Annotated in this window: 15 protein-coding genes and 1 riboswitch; of the genes, 5 read left to right on the top strand and 10 right to left on the bottom strand. The window is 46.3% G+C overall.

The window, feature by feature from the left end:
• Positions 1 to 103 precede the first annotated feature (103 nt).
• Both R7Q09_RS11670 and R7Q09_RS11665 read left to right on the top strand, forming a co-directional pair.
• Positions 104 to 2,683, top strand: coding sequence for a TRAP transporter permease (locus R7Q09_RS11670; protein ID WP_005383099.1), 2,580 nt, complete (start codon positions 104 to 106; stop codon positions 2,681 to 2,683).
• Positions 2,684 to 2,728: 45 nt separating this feature from the next.
• Complete coding sequence (locus R7Q09_RS11665; RefSeq protein ID WP_005379654.1) at positions 2,729 to 3,166, top strand: universal stress protein; 438 nt, start codon at positions 2,729 to 2,731, stop codon at positions 3,164 to 3,166.
• A 63-nt stretch (positions 3,167 to 3,229) separates the two neighbouring features.
• Here the strand turns inward: R7Q09_RS11665 and R7Q09_RS11660 are convergent, their stop codons facing one another.
• Positions 3,230 to 4,306 carry an alkene reductase gene (locus R7Q09_RS11660; protein ID WP_025768366.1) on the bottom strand — a complete coding sequence of 359 codons (1,077 nt, stop codon included), beginning with the start codon at positions 4,304 to 4,306 and terminating at the stop codon, positions 3,230 to 3,232.
• Between the two features lie 92 nt (positions 4,307 to 4,398).
• Here R7Q09_RS11660 and R7Q09_RS11655 point away from each other — a divergent pair, with 92 nt between their 5' ends.
• Entirely contained in the window at positions 4,399 to 5,346 is a 948-nt protein-coding gene (locus tag R7Q09_RS11655; protein WP_042522435.1) for a LysR family transcriptional regulator, read from the top strand.
• Positions 5,347 to 5,364: 18 nt separating this feature from the next.
• Here R7Q09_RS11655 and thiQ read toward each other — a convergent pair whose 3' ends face one another.
• From thiQ to mpl, 5 genes are all read right to left on the bottom strand, one after another.
• A complete protein-coding gene (gene thiQ / locus R7Q09_RS11650; protein WP_005379648.1) occupies positions 5,365 to 6,069 on the bottom strand; it encodes a thiamine ABC transporter ATP-binding protein in 705 nt (234 codons plus the stop codon).
• Positions 6,069 to 7,655, bottom strand: coding sequence for a thiamine/thiamine pyrophosphate ABC transporter permease ThiP (thiP, locus tag R7Q09_RS11645; protein WP_017820277.1), 1,587 nt, complete (start codon positions 7,653 to 7,655; stop codon positions 6,069 to 6,071). Before thiP ends, thiQ begins: the two co-directional genes overlap by 1 nt.
• A 41-nt stretch (positions 7,656 to 7,696) precedes the next feature.
• Complete coding sequence (thiB, locus tag R7Q09_RS11640; RefSeq protein ID WP_104978741.1) at positions 7,697 to 8,689, bottom strand: thiamine ABC transporter substrate binding subunit; 993 nt, start codon at positions 8,687 to 8,689, stop codon at positions 7,697 to 7,699.
• Between the two features lie 72 nt (positions 8,690 to 8,761).
• A riboswitch (TPP riboswitch) is annotated at positions 8,762 to 8,898 on the bottom strand.
• Positions 8,899 to 8,935: 37 nt separating this feature from the next.
• On the bottom strand, positions 8,936 to 9,574 hold the full coding sequence (locus R7Q09_RS11635; RefSeq protein WP_025768362.1) for a flavin prenyltransferase UbiX: 639 nt from the start codon (positions 9,572 to 9,574) through the stop codon (positions 8,936 to 8,938).
• A gap of 5 nt (positions 9,575 to 9,579) precedes the next feature.
• A complete protein-coding gene (gene mpl, locus R7Q09_RS11630; RefSeq protein WP_054728440.1) occupies positions 9,580 to 10,938 on the bottom strand; it encodes a UDP-N-acetylmuramate:L-alanyl-gamma-D-glutamyl-meso-diaminopimelate ligase in 1,359 nt (452 codons plus the stop codon).
• 312 nt (positions 10,939 to 11,250) lie between these two features.
• Between mpl and fbp the strand changes: the two genes are divergently transcribed.
• Both fbp and ppa read left to right on the top strand, forming a co-directional pair.
• Positions 11,251 to 12,267, top strand: a complete 1,017-nt coding sequence (gene fbp / locus R7Q09_RS11625) for a class 1 fructose-bisphosphatase (protein WP_005383114.1) — start codon at positions 11,251 to 11,253, stop codon at positions 12,265 to 12,267.
• Between the two features lie 127 nt (positions 12,268 to 12,394).
• A complete protein-coding gene (gene ppa, locus R7Q09_RS11620) occupies positions 12,395 to 12,925 on the top strand; it encodes an inorganic diphosphatase (protein ID WP_005379635.1) in 531 nt (176 codons plus the stop codon).
• Between the two features lie 73 nt (positions 12,926 to 12,998).
• Here the strand turns inward: ppa and R7Q09_RS11615 are convergent, their stop codons facing one another.
• Genes R7Q09_RS11615 through R7Q09_RS11600 form a run of 4 tightly spaced genes read right to left on the bottom strand, consistent with a single transcriptional unit; the run spans position 12,999 to position 19,276 of the window.
• Positions 12,999 to 13,361, bottom strand: coding sequence for a DUF2799 domain-containing protein (locus R7Q09_RS11615; protein WP_042522443.1), 363 nt, complete (start codon positions 13,359 to 13,361; stop codon positions 12,999 to 13,001).
• A 49-nt stretch (positions 13,362 to 13,410) separates the two neighbouring features.
• Positions 13,411 to 13,758: a gamma-glutamylcyclotransferase gene (locus R7Q09_RS11610; protein WP_005379626.1), complete on the bottom strand. Its 348-nt coding sequence runs from the start codon at positions 13,756 to 13,758 to the stop codon at positions 13,411 to 13,413.
• A gap of 44 nt (positions 13,759 to 13,802) precedes the next feature.
• The gene (locus tag R7Q09_RS11605) at positions 13,803 to 17,567 is read right to left on the bottom strand and encodes a translocation/assembly module TamB domain-containing protein (RefSeq protein WP_318070466.1); all 3,765 of its coding nucleotides are present in this window, start codon (positions 17,565 to 17,567) and stop codon (positions 13,803 to 13,805) included.
• Positions 17,564 to 19,276, bottom strand: a complete 1,713-nt coding sequence (locus R7Q09_RS11600; RefSeq protein ID WP_005383121.1) for an autotransporter assembly complex protein TamA — start codon at positions 19,274 to 19,276, stop codon at positions 17,564 to 17,566. The genes R7Q09_RS11605 and R7Q09_RS11600 overlap by 4 nt, the downstream gene beginning before the upstream one ends.
• Between the last annotated feature and the right edge of the window lie 66 nt (positions 19,277 to 19,342).

The raw sequence follows: 19,342 nt of genomic DNA, 5'->3' as shown, positions 1-19,342 counted from the left end.
AAATACTCGAAAGCAAACTTCGCTCCATTCACTACACTGATAGAGGCGAAGTGTGGTTCTCGATAAAAATCAGACAGGACCATCAATAATAAGGAAAAAGTACATGGCGACGAATCAAGCTCCGTCACAAGATGTGCAAGAAATGGTGGCTCAGGCAGACACAGGTGCACGTAGCCCTTCGGGAATGCAAGGACGAATCCTTTGGTTTGTTCCTCTGTGTTGGTCACTATTTCAATTATGGTACGCATCCCCGTTACCATTTATTTTCAATTTTGGCGTACTGAACGACACGGAAGCGCGATCTATCCACCTTACTTTCGCGATCTTTTTGGCTTTCACTGCTTATCCAGCGATGAAGAACTCTCCTCGCGATCATATCCCTCTTGTTGATTGGATACTCGCGTTGGCTGGCAGCTTTTCAGCAGCCTATATATACCTTTTTTATACCGAGCTAGCGGGACGCTCAGGCGCACCGACAACGGTTGATATCGTTGTTGCTGTTATCGGTATGATCCTCCTTTTAGAAGCAACACGCCGAGCTCTTGGTCCACCATTAATGGTCGTGGCTGCTGTTTTCCTTACTTACACCTTTGCAGGCCCTTACATGCCTGACGTTATCGCACACAAAGGGGCAAGCTTGAACAAGGCCATGTCTCACTTGTGGCTAACAACAGAAGGCGTATTTGGGGTTGCGCTAGGTGTTTCTACCTCTTTTGTCTTCTTGTTTGTATTGTTTGGAGCAATGCTGGAACGCGCTGGTGCTGGTGCTTACTTCATTAAAGTTGCCTTCTCGTTACTTGGCCATATGAAAGGTGGTCCAGCTAAAGCGGCCGTTGTTGCATCAGGTTTATCTGGTCTGGTTTCTGGTTCTTCAATCGCAAACGTAGTAACAACTGGCACCTTTACGATTCCACTGATGAAGCGTGTTGGCTTTCCCGGCACAAAAGCGGGTGCGGTAGAGGTAGCGGCTTCAACCAATGGTCAGTTAACACCGCCAATCATGGGTGCAGCAGCATTTTTGATGGTGGAATACGTCGGTATCTCCTACGTTGAGGTGATTAAAGCTGCCCTACTTCCAGCGCTAATCTCTTATATTGCTTTAATTTACATTGTTCACCTTGAAGCATGTAAAGCAGGCATGACAGGCCTTCCTCGTCGCCACAATCCAACACTAGTACAAAGTCTGCTGTCCTTTACTGGCACAATCTTAGGATTGTGTGTGATCAGCGCATTGGTTTACTACGGAGTGGGTTGGACAAAGGACGTCTTTGGTGATGCCGCGACACCAATTGTTACCGTCGCACTATTAATCGCGTACGTTGGGTTGGTGAAAGTCTCAGCAAATCACGTGCAAGATGGCGCAATTGAGATTGATGCAGAATTAACAGAAGTACCTGATCCTGGCCCAACCGTTAAGTCAGGCTTGCACTACCTACTCCCTATCGTCGTATTGGTTTGGTGTTTGACTGTCGAACGTTTCTCACCTGGCCTTTCGGCATTCTGGGCAACGGTATTCATGATTTTCATTTTGCTGACTCAACGTCCGTTGATTGCACTGCTGTCAAAGCAAGGAGACATGCTTCAGCAAACCAAAGATGGCTTTGTCGATCTTGCCGAGAGCTTAGTTTCTGGTGCGCGCAATATGATTGGTATCGGCGTTGCAACCGCGGCAGCGGGCACCGTTGTTGGTGTTGTTACACTAACGGGTATCGGCCTAGTGATGACCGACTTCGTCGAGTTTATCTCTGGTGGCAGCATCATTCTTATGCTGCTGTTTACCGCCATCATTAGCTTGGTTCTGGGGATGGGTCTGCCAACAACGGCGAACTACATCGTGGTCTCTACGCTAATGGCGCCGGTTATTGTTACGCTCGGCGCAGCGCATGGCTTAATTATTCCGTTGATAGCGGTGCACTTGTTCGTTTTCTACTTTGGTATTTTGGCCGACGATACCCCACCTGTAGGCCTTGCGGCTTTTGCAGCAGCAGCAATTGCGAAATCAGATCCAATTCGTACTGGTATCCAAGGTTTTACTTACGATATTCGAACCGCTATTTTGCCGTTCATGTTTGTGTTCAATACCCAGCTATTGTTAATGGGGATCGACTCTTGGTGGCATTTGGCACTCACAGTCATCTCATCGATCATTGCAATGCTGATATTCTCTGCGGCAACTCAAGGGTGGTGGTTCACGCGTAACAAGTGGTGGGAAACAGTCCTATTATTAGTACTGACATTTTCGTTTTTCCGTCCAGGTTTTTGGTGGGACATGCTGTACCCAGCGAAAGTTCTTTCTCCTGGCGTTGAGGTAGCTCAAATCACGGAAACACTAAATGTAGGAGAATCATTGGAGTTACGTGTTGCCGGTGAAAACCTTGAGGGCGACTACATTGAGAAAACGGTTCGTCTTCCATTCGAAGACAGTGCGACAACAGCAGACGCACGTATTTCATCTATGGGTCTGATGCTGACCGAAAGTGACAACAAAATGATTGTCGATATGGTTGAATTTGGTAGTCCAGCAGAGTCCGCAGGTATCGACTTTGATTGGGAAATCAAGTGGGTTATCCAGGATGCAGACCGTCCGATGAAAGAGTGGGTGTTTGTACCATGCTTAATGATTTTGCTGGTGCTTGCAATGAACCAAAAACGTCGTGCTCGTAAGGAACAATTGAGCGCATAACCGATTTGGCCCCGAGGATAAAGGGGCCTTAATGAGAGACATTGAATGTACAAACAAATTCTTGTTCCGGTTGATCTAAATGACCAAGGCTTTTCAGACCGAGCGGTTGAACTAGCGGTTTGGCAGGCAAAGCAAGCAAATGCTCAAATCCATCTTCTGACTGTACTACCTGGTATTCACATGTCGATGGTTGCCACATACTTTCCGAAAGATGCTGCGGCCAAAATGAAGCAAGACGTGAAGCAGCAACTAAAAACTTTCGCTAATGAGCATATTGCTGAAGATGTGGTTTACCAAGTGCATGTTGCTGAAGGCAAGGCCTACGCGACCATTCTTGATTATGCAGAACGTTTAGGCGCTGATCTCATCATTATGCCAAGCCACAAGCGCTCTAAAATCAATAAAGTAATGCTTGGCTCTGTCGCGAGTAAGGTTGTGGAATATTCTCCAATCAATGTGATGGTCGTAAAACCGCAAGGCTAAGTAAATACAGAAACGAAAAAGGACGCTAACATTAGCGTCCTTTTTATATGAAACAAGTAAGGGTTATGCCATCACTGGGTAATCGGTATAACCTTCTGCTCCCCCCAAATAAAAGTGTTCTGGTTTCGCCTCATTAAGAGGTGCATTTTTCTTAAATCGCTCAACTAAATCTGGGTTTGCGATAAAGGGAACGCCAAATGCGACCACATCAACTTTGTTTTCTGCAATTGCTGTTGCCGCTTCTTGTGCACTGTAGCCCACGTTCGCCATTAAGTGACCTTGATAGTTTTCGCGTGCTGGCTTGAGAACATCTGCTTTTTGTACGCCTTTCAGATCCGCACGCATCACGTGCCAATAAGCAAGATCGAAAGAATTAAGTTGCTCTGCTAAGTAACGCACCAAACCAACTGGATCACTGTCTTTCATGTCATTAAATCCATTTAGCGGAGATGTACGCAGACCGACTCTTCCGGGTCCCCACACCTCAACGACTTCTTTCACTATCTCAAGTAAAAATCGAGCACGATTTTCAACCGAGCCACCGTATTCATCGGTACGTAAATTTGAGCCGTCACGAAGGAAGTTATCAATAAGATAACCATTGGCGCCATGTATCTCGACCCCATCAAAGCCGGCTTTCTTGGCGTTTTCTGCACCTTGTTTAAACGCCGCAACAATGGAAGCTATCTCATCCACTTCGAGTGCTCGTGGTACCGTATATGCTTGCTTACCCGAAGGGGTATGGACTAATTCATCACGAATGGCCAATGCGCTCGCCGCTACAGGTGTTTTTCCTTCATTCAGATCAGGATGACAAGCTCGTCCCGCATGCCAAATTTGCAGTACAATCTTACCGCCTCTCTCATGAACCGCATCCGTTACCTTTTTCCAAGCTGCGATTTGCTCTTCGTTGTAAATGCCCGGTTCTGCCATAAAAGCAGACGTACCTTCCATCACCATGGTGCATTCAGCAATGATAAGTCCGGCACTCGCACGTTGAGCGTAGTATTCAACCATAAGGTCATTAGGAATATGGTCTGCGCCAGCACGAGCTCTCGTTAAAGGCGCCATAATAGCACGGTTATCTAATGCTAATTGACCGAGTTCGATAGGAGAAAATAAGTCTACAGAGTTGGACATGTTGTTTACCTCAAATGACAATAACTTGATGGCTAAGGATGAGGTGCCAGACTATAATCAGATTAATATTGAAACAATATGGATAATTGAAAGTGATTGTTCGCAATTTAGAAACAATTGACTTTAGAACGCTTTCTATCTTTGTCACAAGCTGTCGACTACTGAGCTTAACCAAGTGCGCGCTGGAGTTAAACCTACCGAAATCTACTGTTAGTAAAGCCATAACCAAACTCGAACAACACTTTGAAGCCAAACTCCTAGAGCGCACAACCCGAAAGTTAGTGATCACCGAAGCTGGCCAAATGGTTTTAGAGCGTGCTGCAAGCTTAGTTGAGGAATTCCACTCAATTGGCCATGACGTACTGGAGATGGAACAACAGATCCAAGGCCGGCTGCGTATTTCCGCGCCACCAGCGTTGGATGCGTATATGGCGGAACACATCTTTTTGCCATTTTTAAAACAATGGCCAAAAGTACAAATTGCGTTAGAAGCATCGAACGATTTTGTTGATCTGTTTTCACACGGCTTTGATATGGCAATTCGAGTCGGTCAGATAGTTGATGATCGATTGATCGCAAAAAAATTAGGCTATACGACTCGAGTCCTGGCTGCTAGCCCTGAGTATTTAGCTGAGTTCGGCGTACCTGAAACGCCAGAAGACCTGACAAAACACAACTGTTTGAGGTATCAATATGTTTCAGAAATAGGGCCTTGGACGCTGATCTCACACGATAATACCGTCAATGTTTCAATAACCAGTAACTTCTCAAGTACAACTGTAGAAGCAATATTAAAAGGCGCACTTAAAGGACTAGGCATCGCTAACTTACCTGTGCAAAACATGACGCAAGAGCTAGAAAGTGGCACCTTAGTCAGAGTGTTGCCGCAATGGCACACGGTACCAATGCCTATTTATCTAGTCTATCGTCCTGGAGCAAACCGCCCACGGCGCGTACAAGCAATGATTGACCATATCATGAGCTTAAGATCTCAATTTGAATTTGGCCCTAGGCATGGTTTGTGTTGCGGAGAAGCATGACCTAGCAACTATCAGGCACTAGCATGCGGCTCGGATAAATGCCGCAAGCTTCTCACTAGCATGCTGTTCACTCAATGCAGACATATCACCCGCGGCTTCCACTTTACCATCCGCCACAAACACAAAGTGGCTGGCAATCGCTTTGGCATCGCTTAAATGGTGCGTGACCATCAATACGGTTATTCCCCGCTCTGCTGCCAGTTTTTTTACCAAGCTCAGCATCTCTTCACGCAACACCGGATCAAGCGCCGAGAACGGCTCATCCAACAGCCACATGGGATGAGGCTGAACAAAACAACGCGCTAAGGCAACACGTTGACGCTGGCCACCAGAAAGATGCTCTGGCAAACGGTCGAGGTACTCTGCAACACCAACTTGCTGCGCGGCTTGTTCAATCTGACGATTTTGGTCCACCGTAAGCTTTAGCCCTGGGTGTAAGCCCAAACCGATGTTGTCACGCACCGATAAGTGAGCAAACAAATTGTGCTCTTGGAACAACATAGAGAACGGACGCAGATAAGGCTCTTTACGCACAATGGACTCACCATCAACACAAATATCACCACGGTCAGGATGGATGAATCCTGCCACCAACGCCAGCAAGGTTGACTTCCCTGCCCCACTTGGTCCCATCAGCGATACAATCTGTCCTTGCTCAATCGTTAAGTCAAAACGAAACAGTTCACGTTGGTAGGTGTACTGCACATCATCCAACACTAACATTACGCTCTCTCCTTCGTTTTCAATACTTTCTCAATCAAGGCAAAACAGCCCACACTCAACAACAATAGGGTCACCGATACCACCGCAGCTGCGTCCATCTGATAACTGCCAAGCAACTGGAACAAATACAGAGGTAAGGTACGAAACTCTTGTCCACCAAACAGTGCTATGGCACTTAAATCCCCTATTGCAAACATAAAGCTGATCGCAAACGCATGTGCAAACGGCTTGCGTAGCGCCTGCCACTCCACCACTTTAAACCGTTGCCAGCCACGCATGCCTAAGCTGGCACATACATACTGATACTGTTGTTCAATGTGCAGCATTGGCTGCGCTAGCGTTTTGATCACGTAAGGCAAAGCCATTAAACCGTTCACCAAAATCACGACAAAAAATGCCAAGCTAAAAACATCGGTAAATGCGCGCAGTAGTAAGAATAAACCGGTGCTAATCACCAGACCTGGAGTCACCAAAATAACGGTGCCGATTAACTCAATCTGATCGGCTCGCGTGTTTTTGTACTGCAACCGCCAACGGCGACTGGTCAATAGTATGGACACCCCTGCAGCGACCGCAAGCGCGCTAGCGACACAGGCGACTTTGAGGGAGTTCAATAGCGCAGACCAAAAACGCTCATCGGTTAATACAGTCCAAACTTGTTGGTTGATGCCACTCAGTAACACCATCAATAACGGCGGTATTACCAGTAAAAAGGCACCTATGATCCAAAAGCTATCCCAAGCTTTTGACCACCCATGATCCTTCGTTAAATATTGCTGTACCGATGTGCTTCCAGCACTGATAGAAACAGGCCTTGTTAACTTCTGCACTCCAATAGCAAGCAGTCCACATAACAGCATCTGCCACAGCGCCAATAACGCCCCAGCTTGTAAATCAAAATCAAACTTAATCGCTTGGTAAATGGCCAATTCAATGGTGGTGGATTTTGGCCCGCCCCCCAACGCCATTACAGTGGCAAAACTGGTAAAGCACAACATAAACACCAACCCACAAACGTGGGGAAGCTGCTGCCTTAAACGCGGCCATTCTACCCAGCGAAACTTATCCCAATGGCTCATCCCAAGATGCGCGCAAAGCTTATGCTGCTCGGCAGGAATAGACTCCAAGGCTTGCAGAAGCAATCGTGCCGCGTAAGGTAAATTAAAGAACACATGGGCGAGTAAAATGCCGTTCAAACCGTAAATAGAGAATGGCAGTTTAGTGTCGAAACTTTGCAACCACTGCGCCAACAAACCACTGTTGCCATAAATCGCTAACAGCCCAAAAACACCAACCAAAACCGGCAAAACCAGTGTCGATGCAAACAGCTTAAGCAGTAATGATTTACCAATAAATTGGCGACGCGAAAGTGCGTGCGCTACTGGAATGGCAAAGCCAACACTGAGCAATGTGGAAAGAAACGCTTGGTAGAAACTGAACTTGGTGACATGTTGATAGTACGGGTCGCCCCATACCACAGACACATCAAGTGAAGGGGCTTGAACAATCAAAGCACCTAGGGCAGAAATAACAAAGGTCGCGATGATCATCGCGACCCCTAAACCTATTTTTGGAACAGAATTCAAAGGTAAAACCTATCTCATTCAGATGAGGATGGAAACGTCAGCTAAAACGTCAATGCGCTTTGCCATTCGCGAATCCAAGACTTACGCATTTTTGCCACTTCATCAGCACTAAAGCTCAACGACTTGCTTGGAACACTCAAAGTTTCAAAACCTTTAGGTAACTCAACGTCAGTGACTGGGTACATCCAGTTACCCGTTGGCATCGCCGATTGGAACTCATCACTTAAAATGAAACTCATAAATTGATCAGCAAGTTCTGAGTTTTTTGCCCCTTTCACTTTGGCGGCTACTTCAACTTGCATGTAGTGGCCTTCAGCAAAATTCGCCGTAGCAAACTTCGAATCGTTTTCCGCAATTAAGTGGTACGCAGGTGAAGTGGTGTAAGAAAGCACTAAATCGGACTCACCATTGAGGAACATAGAATACGCCTCAGACCAACCTTTCGTGACCGTTACGGTTTTGCTCGCTAGCTTCTGCCACGCTTGCGTCACATCGTCGCCATAAATAGATTTCATCCATAGCATTAAGCCTTGGCCCGGCGTTGAAGTCCGCGGATCTTGGTAAATCACTTTCAGATCGTCGCGCGTTTCCACCAGCTCTTTCATGCTTTTCGGCGGATTAGCCAGTTTCTCTTTGTTGTACACAAACGCGAAGTAGCCGTAATCGTACGGTACAAACGTCGTGTCACTCCAACCGTTTGGTAACACTGTATTGGACGTATCTACATTGTGCTCGGCAAGCAGACCGGTTTTCTTCGCTTCTGCCATCAGATTGTTATCCAAACCTAATACGATGTCCGCTTTGCTATTACCGCCTTCAAGACGAAGACGATTCAGAATCGACACACCATCGTCCAACGCTACGAAGTTAACGTCACAGCCACATTTTGCTTCAAAAGCTTGCTCGATTTTAGGACCCGGCCCCCAATCTGCGGCAAAAGAATCGTAGGTATAAATAGTTAATGGGTTTTCAGCAGCAAACGCTGAAGTTGAAGTAATTGCAGCTAGGGCAATCAGATTTAGAGTGGGTTTCACTGCTCGCTCTCCATGAGTATTTCAGAGAAATAAGTTGAGCGGCACAGGGTTTGAGGCGGCTATTAAGGACTTCCAATATCCAGACTCAATTCCTACGCCAGCATTATCTGGTTCAGGTAATACGGGTCCCTAGTTAAACACTTAGGTCTCAGCGCCCCAATGCATTGATTGACTCAATGCTAAATGGGTTTGCTCCCCGATGAGTTGGATGGATTGTAAAGGTATTTGAGTGGTTACACAATCAGCTCACGAACGCTGGTCATAACCCCAACGAGGCACTAAACCTTGCTCAATACCTAAGTGGTCGAGAATTCTCGCCACCATAAAATCCACTAAGTCTTCAATGCTCTTTGGCTGATGGTAGAAACCCGGAGCCGCTGGCATGATGGTGACGCCCATTTGCGATAGCTTGTGCATGTTCTCCAGATGTAGCGTTGAAAATGGCGTTTCGCGAACCACGAGCAACAGCTGCCCGCGCTCTTTCATTACTACATCAGCGGCCCGTTCGATCAAGTTGTCCGACATACCATGTGCTATGGCCGCAACGCTTCCCGCAGAGCATGGGCAAACCACCATTTGCTTAGGTGCAGCAGAACCAGACGCAACCGGCGAGAACCAATCGTCTTTACCGCAAACGGTGATGTTATTTGGATTGCAGTTCAGGTGCTCTACCAATGCTTGCTGCGCCGCTTCTGGGCCACTTGGCAACTTAAGATTATGCTCGGTTGCCATCACAACACGAGCCGCCGAAGAAATCAGAACGTAGACATGATAATCCGCCGCAACCAAGCATTCTAAAAGACGAAGGCCGTAGGGAGCACCAGAAGCACCCGTTAATGCCAACGTGATGGCTTTTTTATGAGAGGGTTGTGTTTTGTTTTGCATATCAATCAGGCTTTTTGTTTTAACTGCTCAAGAAGTTTTCCGTGAATACCACCAAAGCCACCGTTACTCATGACTAGAATTTGGTCACCTGGTCGCGCACGTTCGACGATCTTGGCTACAAAGTTATCTATATCCGCATCGACAAACGCTGGCTGTGTGCATTGGTCGGCAATGTCTTGCACAGACCACTCGATATTATCTGGCTGGAACAAGAAGACTTCATCTGCACTGTGTAGTGACTCTGCAAGTGTGTTTTTGTGTACACCTCGCTTCATGGTGGCAGAACGCGGCTCCAACACAGCAAGGATGCGTTTTTCACCTACCTTGTTACGCAAACCACCGACAGTAAGTTCAATTGCCGTTGGGTGATGCGCAAAATCATCGTAAACCGTCACACCTTGTTCTTCACCTTTCAGCTCTAAACGGCGCTTGGTATTGATGAAACGCCCTAATGCCTGGCAAGCAAGATCCGGAGTGACTCCAACATGTCGTGCAGCAGCGATTGCCATCAGCGCATTATCCACATTGTGGTCACCCACCAAATTCCATTCGACGGTACCAACCTTCTCGCCTTGCAACGCAACGTCAAATTTTGAGCCATCAAGCACTAATTTGTGCGCTTGCCAGTCGCCATCAACACCTGAAAACTGCTTTTCTGTCCAGCAACCACGCTCGAATACATCCGCCAAAGCTTGGTCTTGCTTCGGAGCTAAGATTAAGCCATTGCCGGGAACCGTTCGCACTAAATGATGGAATTGGCGCTTGATCGCTTCTAGATCATCGAAGATATCAGCATGATCAAACTCAAGATTGTTCATGATTAAAGTGCGAGGATGGTAATGCACAAACTTAGAACGCTTATCGAAAAAAGCACTGTCATATTCGTCCGCTTCAACGACAAAAAACATGCTTTCACCCAAACGAGCAGACACTCCGAAGTTACCGAGTACCCCACCGACTAAGAAACCCGGTTGATAACCACAATCTTCAAGTATCCAAGCAAGCATGCTCGACGTAGTCGTTTTCCCATGTGTACCCGATACCGCCAATACCCACCGATCATGCAGCAAAAACTCGTTGAGCCACTGCGGGCCAGAGGTGTAACGCATGTTAGTGTTGAGCACATGCTCGACACACGGGTTGCCACGGCTCATGGCATTACCAATCACAACAAGGTCTGGTTGAGGGTCGAGTTGAGACGGGTCGAAGCCTTCAATAATTTCAATACCTTGAGACTCAAGCAACGTGCTCATCGGTGGGTAAACGTTGGCATCAGAACCAGTGACTTTATGCCCTAATTGGCGCGCTAAAATCGCAGCGCCGCCCATAAATGTGCCACAGATACCCAAGATATGAATGTGCATAAACTAAACCTTGTAATGCGTTCTTTAATGCTTTCATTATCGCGATTACCGCCTGAAAAGCGAGTGACTTTAGCCTTCTTCTTGCAGTCCCTTTCACAAATATGACAAGGTTGAACACAGACTGTACAACCTCTTGCTTACTGATGAATCCCTCAAACAAGTCTACAAATAAATTGAGATCTCAAACAGTTACTTCATTACCATTAAAAAGATCTGCGACTTAAACTTACATCCAGCGCAATCGTTTAACATCCATAAAGAGATGCTCACTTGCGCACTACCCCCAATGAAATGAAAATGTAAGGATTAACCATGTCAGGACTGCGCACCCTAGGCGAGTTCATTGTCGAAAAACAAGCGGATTTCCCCCACGCTAGCGGTGATCTATCATCCCTTTTAGCCTCCATTCGTTTAGCTGCAAAAATCGTTAACCGCGAAATCAACGCAGCGGGTCTCGGTGATATCACTGGTGCTGTAGGCACGGAAAATGTCCAAGGTGAAGATCAGCAAAAGCTCGATGTTTACGCGAACGATAAGTTCAAAGCCGCGCTTGAAGCTCGTGATCAAGTGTGTGGCGTTGCCAGTGAAGAAGAAGACGAAGCAGTTGCGTTCAATAAAGAACTCAACCAAAACGCCAAATATGTAGTATTGATGGACCCACTTGATGGTTCTTCTAACATCGATGTGAACGTCTCTGTTGGTACTATCTTCTCGATTTACCGTCGTGTTTCTCCAATCGGTACTCCACCAACTGAAGAAGACTTCCTACAACCTGGTCACAAACAAGTGGCTGCGGGCTACGTGATTTACGGCTCCTCCACCATGTTGGTATACACAACTGGTAACGGCGTAAACGGCTTTACTTACGACCCATCTATCGGCAGCTTCTGTCTTTCTCATGAAAACATGATGATTCCTGATGATGGTAAGATCTACTCCATCAACGAAGGTAATTACATTCGTTTCCCTCAAGGGGTGAAGAAGTACATCAAGTACTGCCAAGAAAACGTGCCAGAAGACGGTCGCCCATACACTTCTCGCTACATTGGCTCGCTGGTTGCTGATTTCCACCGCAACCTACTGAAAGGCGGTATCTACCTTTACCCAAGCACACAAAGCCACCCGCAAGGCAAGCTACGCCTGCTTTACGAATGTAACCCTATGGCATTCCTCATTGAGCAAGCTGGCGGCATTGCATCGGACGGCGTGAATCGCATTATGGACATCAAGCCTACTGAGTTGCACCAGCGTGTACCTTTCTTTGTGGGTTCGAAGAACATGGTTCGCAAAGTTGAAGAGTTCCTTGAACTGCACCGCGACGAAGAATAATTTCAGACCTTTGTCCAACGCGGCAGGTGTTTACCTGCCGCGTTTTTGTCGCTAAAGTGAAACGCGAATTTATCATCAGATGAAGCCGCTTTTGTGTGACTCATCGTTAATGAAAAGGAATATTCTAATGAGCTTAAACCATGTACCAGCAGGCAAGTCGCTGCCTGAAGATATCTATGTCGTTATCGAAATTCCTGCAAATGCAGATCCAATCAAGTACGAAGTAGATAAAGACTCTGGTGCTGTATTTGTCGACCGTTTCATGTCTGCACCAATGTTCTACCCATGCAACTATGGCTACGTGAACAATACCCTGTCTCTTGATGGCGACCCAGTCGACGTATTGGTACCAACACCATACCCACTCATGCCAGGTTCAGTCATTCGCTGCCGTCCTGTTGGCGTTTTGAAGATGACAGATGAATCGGGTGAAGATGCAAAAGTGTTTGCGGTTCCCCACTCAAAAATCTCGAAAGAGTACGAGCACATCCAAGATGTGGACGATATCCCAGAACTATTGAAAGCGCAGATCACGCAATTCTTTGAGCGTTACAAAGAGCTTGAAGCAGGCAAATGGGTGAAAGTGGATGGTTGGGCAGATGTTGCTGCCGCCAAAGCTGAAATCCTAGAATCTTACGAACGAGCTCAGAAAAAATAAGCATCACTGCTGATACAAAATTAAAAAGAGCTGCTCTAGGGCAGCTCTTTTGCTTTCATCTTACCTGTGTCAACTAGATAGGTGCGCCTGCTGAAGACATTCGTCCAGCGTCGTAGTCATGTTGAAAGAAGGGGTCAACATCATCACAAATGCCAAAATACGGCCGCCCGATAACACCGAGCATATAAGCACTTTGCTCACAATACTCTTGTTTGCCTTGCTGGTAACCCGCTTGATAAGCCATTATCAGTTCTGGCGTCGCATGGTTAACATCATCCAGCTTCGCAATTCGCTCCTCAGATAACTCCCGTAATCCATCTAAAGCTGACTGCCTACCAAACACTTGCCAATCGGTCACATTATTCGAAGTCGGTAGTGTTGTTTGTGCGCATGCAGCAAGAAGCAACGCCATTACTCCAATTACGAATGCTTTCATCGTGACTCCTTAGTGTTTAGCTCGTTGCTATTGATAATGTCAGTATAGCTCACACCTTTTGACACCAATCTCCGGAAGCGATTTCTTCGGTTAATTGCTCAGTATCTTGATATAAGTAGATCCAAGCTTGGCCAAAAGGCGTAACGATGCTCTCTCGGCGATATTCCACTGGCACATCTTCTAACCTATCTAGCTCAGATAAGGTTTCACTGTCAATCAGGTACACTTCACCTTGAATCGAGCGTTGCCCATCAGACAACGCTGGATAAGGGCCTAAGTCATACATTGCAAATTGAGCATCCGTTTCATGTAAACCAAGAAACTGCGCCGAGCGCAAATACTGATGGTTGTACTCTCCCTTGCGTAACGTGCCGTAGACAAAAATCAAATGCTGCATAACCACTCCTTAGTCATGACTGTGTATGCTTAGGTTAAAGCACTTTAATCGAACTCAAACTGATAGAGTAGGTCAACGGCGCTATCTACACCAGATACTGCTTCTAAATACAAGTCTTGCATCAATCGGTAACGCACAGTGAACTCACCTAGGGAGTTAAAGATGCCGACACCATATTTCACCTGCAAACCTGGCAGAATATAACCACTCACCGTCACTTGCGAATCATCGCCCGACCCAGCAGTGTCCAGCTGTAAATCTTGTACGCCAAAGGCTTCACCGATTTCACCAACCACACGACCACTCTTCGCCAAGCTTAAACCAATTAAGGTAGTCGTCATTGCATTACCACCGGCTTCACCATCAATATCTTGACCACGAAGTAGATAAGAAAGTGCATTGGCTTGGTTCATCGCGGGCTCTGAGAAAATTTCTATACTCGGATCAGATGCTGGGCCTGACACTTGTACCCCCGCAATGACATCATCTTGGGTATTGTCTGGATTACGAATCGCTTTGATAGACAAGTAAGGTTGATCTGGTGGACCATTCATCAGAATCTTACCTTCTTTAATCAATAAGTCCTGACCAAACGAACGATAAGAACCGTCGACAACATTCACTTCACCAACGATGAAAGGACCTTTGTCTTTTTGTGTCACGTTTAGGTTCCCTTTCAACCCACCTTTTAAACCAAAAGCGGCAAGTTGGAAGTCATCACCAATTTTAATGTTGATGTTCGTTTCCACATCAAACGGCATCGCAGCCACATCGTCCACTGGCTGCAAGTTTTTATCGAGAATAACGGTATCACTCGATACGCCTACCGCACTTGGTGGAAGCTCTTCGACGACAATTCTGCCCCATGGCAAATTAATATCACCCTCAATTTTCGCAAGCTGAGGGGTCACATCTATTGTCATGTCAGGCTCCACTTTGATTTTTACCATTGGAGGCAAATCAACATTGAGCTCTTTAGCAAATACACGCGCTTTAGTGCGCCAGTTCTGTAAGTCCTGCCAGTCGGCATCACCGGTAACGTTCAACTCACCATCCGGGGTTAAAATTCCGGCATCCAAGTCCGCTTGATGGCCTTTAAAGTTGATGACGACCTGCCCTGAGTTTATATCTATCGGTGTGACTTCACCCTGTAGCTTCATTTGGTCAATCAAGAACTGGCCGTTCACCTTCGGATGCATGACGTCACCTGATATCGCTAGGTCAGTATTCATGTTTGCTTTAAACAAGCTGTACTCACCAATCAACGGTGCCAAGAAATCCAAGTGGAACGTAGAGAGTGAAACCTTACCATCAATAGTGGGCTTTTCAGACGAGACATTCAGTAAAGAAACCTTACCAGACAAGTCACCGTTATCTTTCACATCAAATAGCCACTCGGCATCAAGCTTGTCTTTCGCTAATGCTGCTTTAAAGTTGAAGCTTTCCCAACCGACTTTAATTGGCTGTTCAAGCGCTTGTTCAACTTGGCCTTTTGGCATATTGACACTTAAGGTTACTTCAGGCTTTTTCTCTGGTGCCCATTTAGCAAAAGCCTGTGCATTAACCGAGCCTTGCAGCTTGGTTTCTGGCGGCAGGAATTGTTTGATTTGGTCAAAATCAAAATCATTGATAGCTAACTTCGCCTGGCCACTCTTACCGACACTAATGTCTTCGGTTAGACATACGCTCGACTCCGCTTGCAACCAACAATGCGCTTGAACGTTCGCGATCTGTTTGTCGATATTGACCTTCACCGCGGTCGATTTTTGCAACGCCCACGGGCCTTGTTGCGAGCTCAGCGTCAAGCGGCGCAGCGCCCCATTCCAAATCATTTCTGGTTTCTGCTGGAATGTCCCTTCAATTTCTAAACTGGTCGACACCAGGTCAGACACTACATCGAGCGTCAGTTGATGCAGTTTTTCATCCCCAGAGACTTCAAGGTCAGCACTATCAACTTTTATGTCGTCATAGGTAATGTTGTTCGCAATTAGGCTTATGTTCGCTTTTGGTGCTGGCAGAGGCTTCACATCACCCTTTAAGGTGATCGTTTCTACGTTCGCCTGTTGCTGCCAGTTTATCTGATTTAAAGCGAGATCAAGATTGATGTCTGGTTCTTTCAAGCTACCACGTAGTGCGACTTTACCTTGCATTTTACCTGCAAGATCCGGAACACTTTTCGCAAAATCAGGGAAGTTAACCTCAACATCCATCAGAATTTGCTTATCGATCTTACCCTTTGCACTGAGTTGGTTTGGACCATGAGAAAGCGCTAAACCCTGAGTGGTAAGTTGGATGTCTTCGCCTTTGCCGTTTTTATCAGACGCTTCAAGTTGCCCTTCAACATTCAGCGGATAACCTCGCAAAATGCCGTCAATGTCTAACTTAGGCAAACTGACTTGCCAACCGCCTTGTTCTGTTAACGACCCCGAAGTCGAAAGATTACCGCTAATATCCCCTTCGGCTTCTTTCCATTGTAAACCTGGTTGAATGTTTTTCAGGTTTAAGTCAGCTTGCCAGTTGATTGGCGCGGCCCAATTGGCCATGACTTTCCCAGAGAGTTCGCCCCCTAAGGTTTTCACTACAAGGCTTTCGAGGTCAATTTGCTCTAACGTACCTTTGCCGTTTAGTGCGACATCAACGGCGGGAATATCTTTGCCTGACGCTTTGGTTTCTAATGCGACTTCATAGCCATCAAGTGAGCCTTTTGCCACCAAGCTTGGTACAGAAACCTGGTAATCGCTTTGTCCAAATAGCGGCCATTGCGCCTGTACATTTTTAATCACGACATCAAACGGTAACTGCGTTTTAAGCGGTTGAATATCACCTTTGATCTCCGCTTGTACAAGCTCAGAAAGCGTAGCATTTAGTGACAAATCACCAACCGAACCCGAGACCGAAAGCGACAGTTTTTGTCCCTTCGCATCCGCTTGCTTCACTAACGCGTCCAGTTGCGCTTTGATAGGGTAATCAGAAGAAAGCGTCACTTGTGTGCTCAACTTGCCTTCCACTTCTGGCATGTCGAGCTCTAACGTTTTGACATCAACACGTTCACCGCCTGCTCTTGCAACCAAACCAAGATGATTGACGATCACTGGCGTTTCACCCGCCAGTTTGAAATTGTGAATATCAAGATGACGCGCTTCAACCGTCAGTGGAATCCATACTTCGGGTAACACAATATCTTGCGGCGTAACGTCAGTTTCTTTCGGCTCCTCGGCAGCCGCTTCAGGTTCAGCCTCACTTGGTGCTAAAGCCACATTAATGTCTTTCAACGCGGTAGGTGCGATCACCAAACGATCACCCTGCATCGACAAAGCGGTCGAGAATGTTTGCCAATCAATTTGATTGCCCAGCACATTGACATTGATGTCATTAAAGCTGACTTTATTAACAAAAATTGGCACTGGCGTACTGATAGAACGCAGTGGTTGTGTTTCCTCTTGCTCCTCGCTTGCTGGCGGTAGCTCTGGCATCTTAAAGTCAAGCCCCTGCAGTCTTAACTCATCGACACAGACCTTAGGGTCAAAGAAACAGCGGAAGTTCACTGCCAAAGCTAAACGCTCAACTTTGGCGTCGATATTCAAAGACTCATCGACAAAACTGACGTTATGCAGTTCGAAGCGAGGAAACAATGAACCCTGCACTTTTTCAATCTGCAATTGTGATAATGCTTTTTCAGCTCCCCACAAGGCAAATTTGAGGCCTGGGTGGGTAAACAAAACTGTCGCGACAATAATGATGAGCAACAGCAATAGACCAATCAAACTGAGCGACAGCCATTTGGTCCACTTAAACATCATTTTGATCATAGCTCAGGCCCCAATGAGAAGTGGATACGAAACTCTCGTTCTGGTTTTGCATCCAACCCCCATGCAAAATCAAAACTAACAGGGCCCACCGGAGACGCCCAGCGGATACCAACACCAGCACCTGATTTCCAATCTGGTGTTTCATTAAACGCATCACCAATATCGTAAAACGTTGCAGCCCACCAGTTTCCATAAACACGATATTGGTATTCTAATGTACTGCTAACAATGTATTTACCACCCGTCAAAGCACCACTCTCATCCACAGGTGAAATAGATTCATAGCCGTAACCACGAATATTATTGTCACCACCAGCGAAGAAACGCAGCGACGGTGATAGCTTTTCAAGTTCATCGGTAATATTCGCACCACCTTCTAGGCGGAACAAACCACGATGATTCTCTCCAATACCACGAATCCAAGAAGTCGAGCCAATTAAGCGGAGCACTCTAGTTTCAGAAAGCATAGCGGTATCACCATACTCAATAGTGATGCTTTGCTTGTCTCCCCACATTGGCATATTGCCCCCTCGAACCCTAGTCCGAGAAAATGTCGCACCTGGAAGTACGAAGTTGAATTCATCATCTTGTAAACCTTGCGTAAAGCTCTCGTACAAATGACGAACATAAACGGTATTATGCCAACCACCGTCTGCTAACCAATGGCGTTCCACTGCAAGGTTAGACTCGATACTCTGTGTGTCACGGTTGTCTAGGTTTTTAAGCCCATATTGAACTTGATAATAATCGTTAGCGACATCTTCTAAAGGAATTTTGTAAGAAGCAGTCACGGTTTGCTCTGGCTTAGATAGGGATAAAGCAGTGTTGAAACTGTGTCCTCGGGAGCTCACCCAAGGTTTCTTCCACTTCAACGTTCCTCGAACGCCGACATCCGTTGAGTAACCAATACCCGTCTCGATCTGATTCTTCGAAGCAGGAGATAAAGACACTTTAATTGGCAAGTCTCGGCCATCATCAAGCCTATCCAATTCAGGCTCAACAAAAACTGAGGAAAACCACTCCGTATTTGATAGCTTCTGGTTAAACTCGCCCAGCTTCGAAACGTTGTATGGGTCCCCTTCTTTAAAAGGTTGTAATGATGCGACACGATCTTCCCAGATGTGGTTGCCAATAAAAGAAACGTCGCCAAAATTGAAACGTATTCCACTGCTGTAGTGCAAACGGACATTAGCTTCGTTCAGATCAGGGATAACCTCTAATCGACTTAGCGTAAATTCACCATTGAAGTAACCACGCTGAAGCGCCAAGTTACGAATGCCTGACTTAAGGCTGTCGTATTGGCCTTGATTCAAAACTTGACCAACTTTTAGCGGAGAGCGCTCAATAAGTTTTGCAAACTCTTCATCGTCTTTAGCCTCTCCAGTGATGACCACATCCATGACTTTCACTTTCACTGGCAAGCCCGGCTTGATGAGCACAATTAACTCATCATTCGCTTCGGGAATAGAGTATGAAATTTTTGCATGATAATACCCAAGCGCGTTAAGCGCTTCAGTGATACTTTGATCTAATCTCGCTTGAAAACGCAGAGAAGTGGAGTAATCCTTCTCTGGAATAGATGACAGATACGCACTGACATTCTCTTCTAAAGCGCCATCAATGCCTTTCAAAGTCAAAGAAACATCGGCATAGGCACCATGAGAAAAGGCAAACAGGCCAACAATGGTGGGGAGAGCTTTTTTTATCATGCTTTTATGGCTGAATGAGGTTAAGTAAACGTAAATAATGATAACGCCAATTAGATTCTAAGTCTG

The organism is Vibrio sp. 2130-1 (assembly GCF_033339515.1).
The sequence above is the reverse complement of the archived record's forward strand: the minus strand, read 5'-3'. Positions and strand labels throughout refer to the sequence as shown.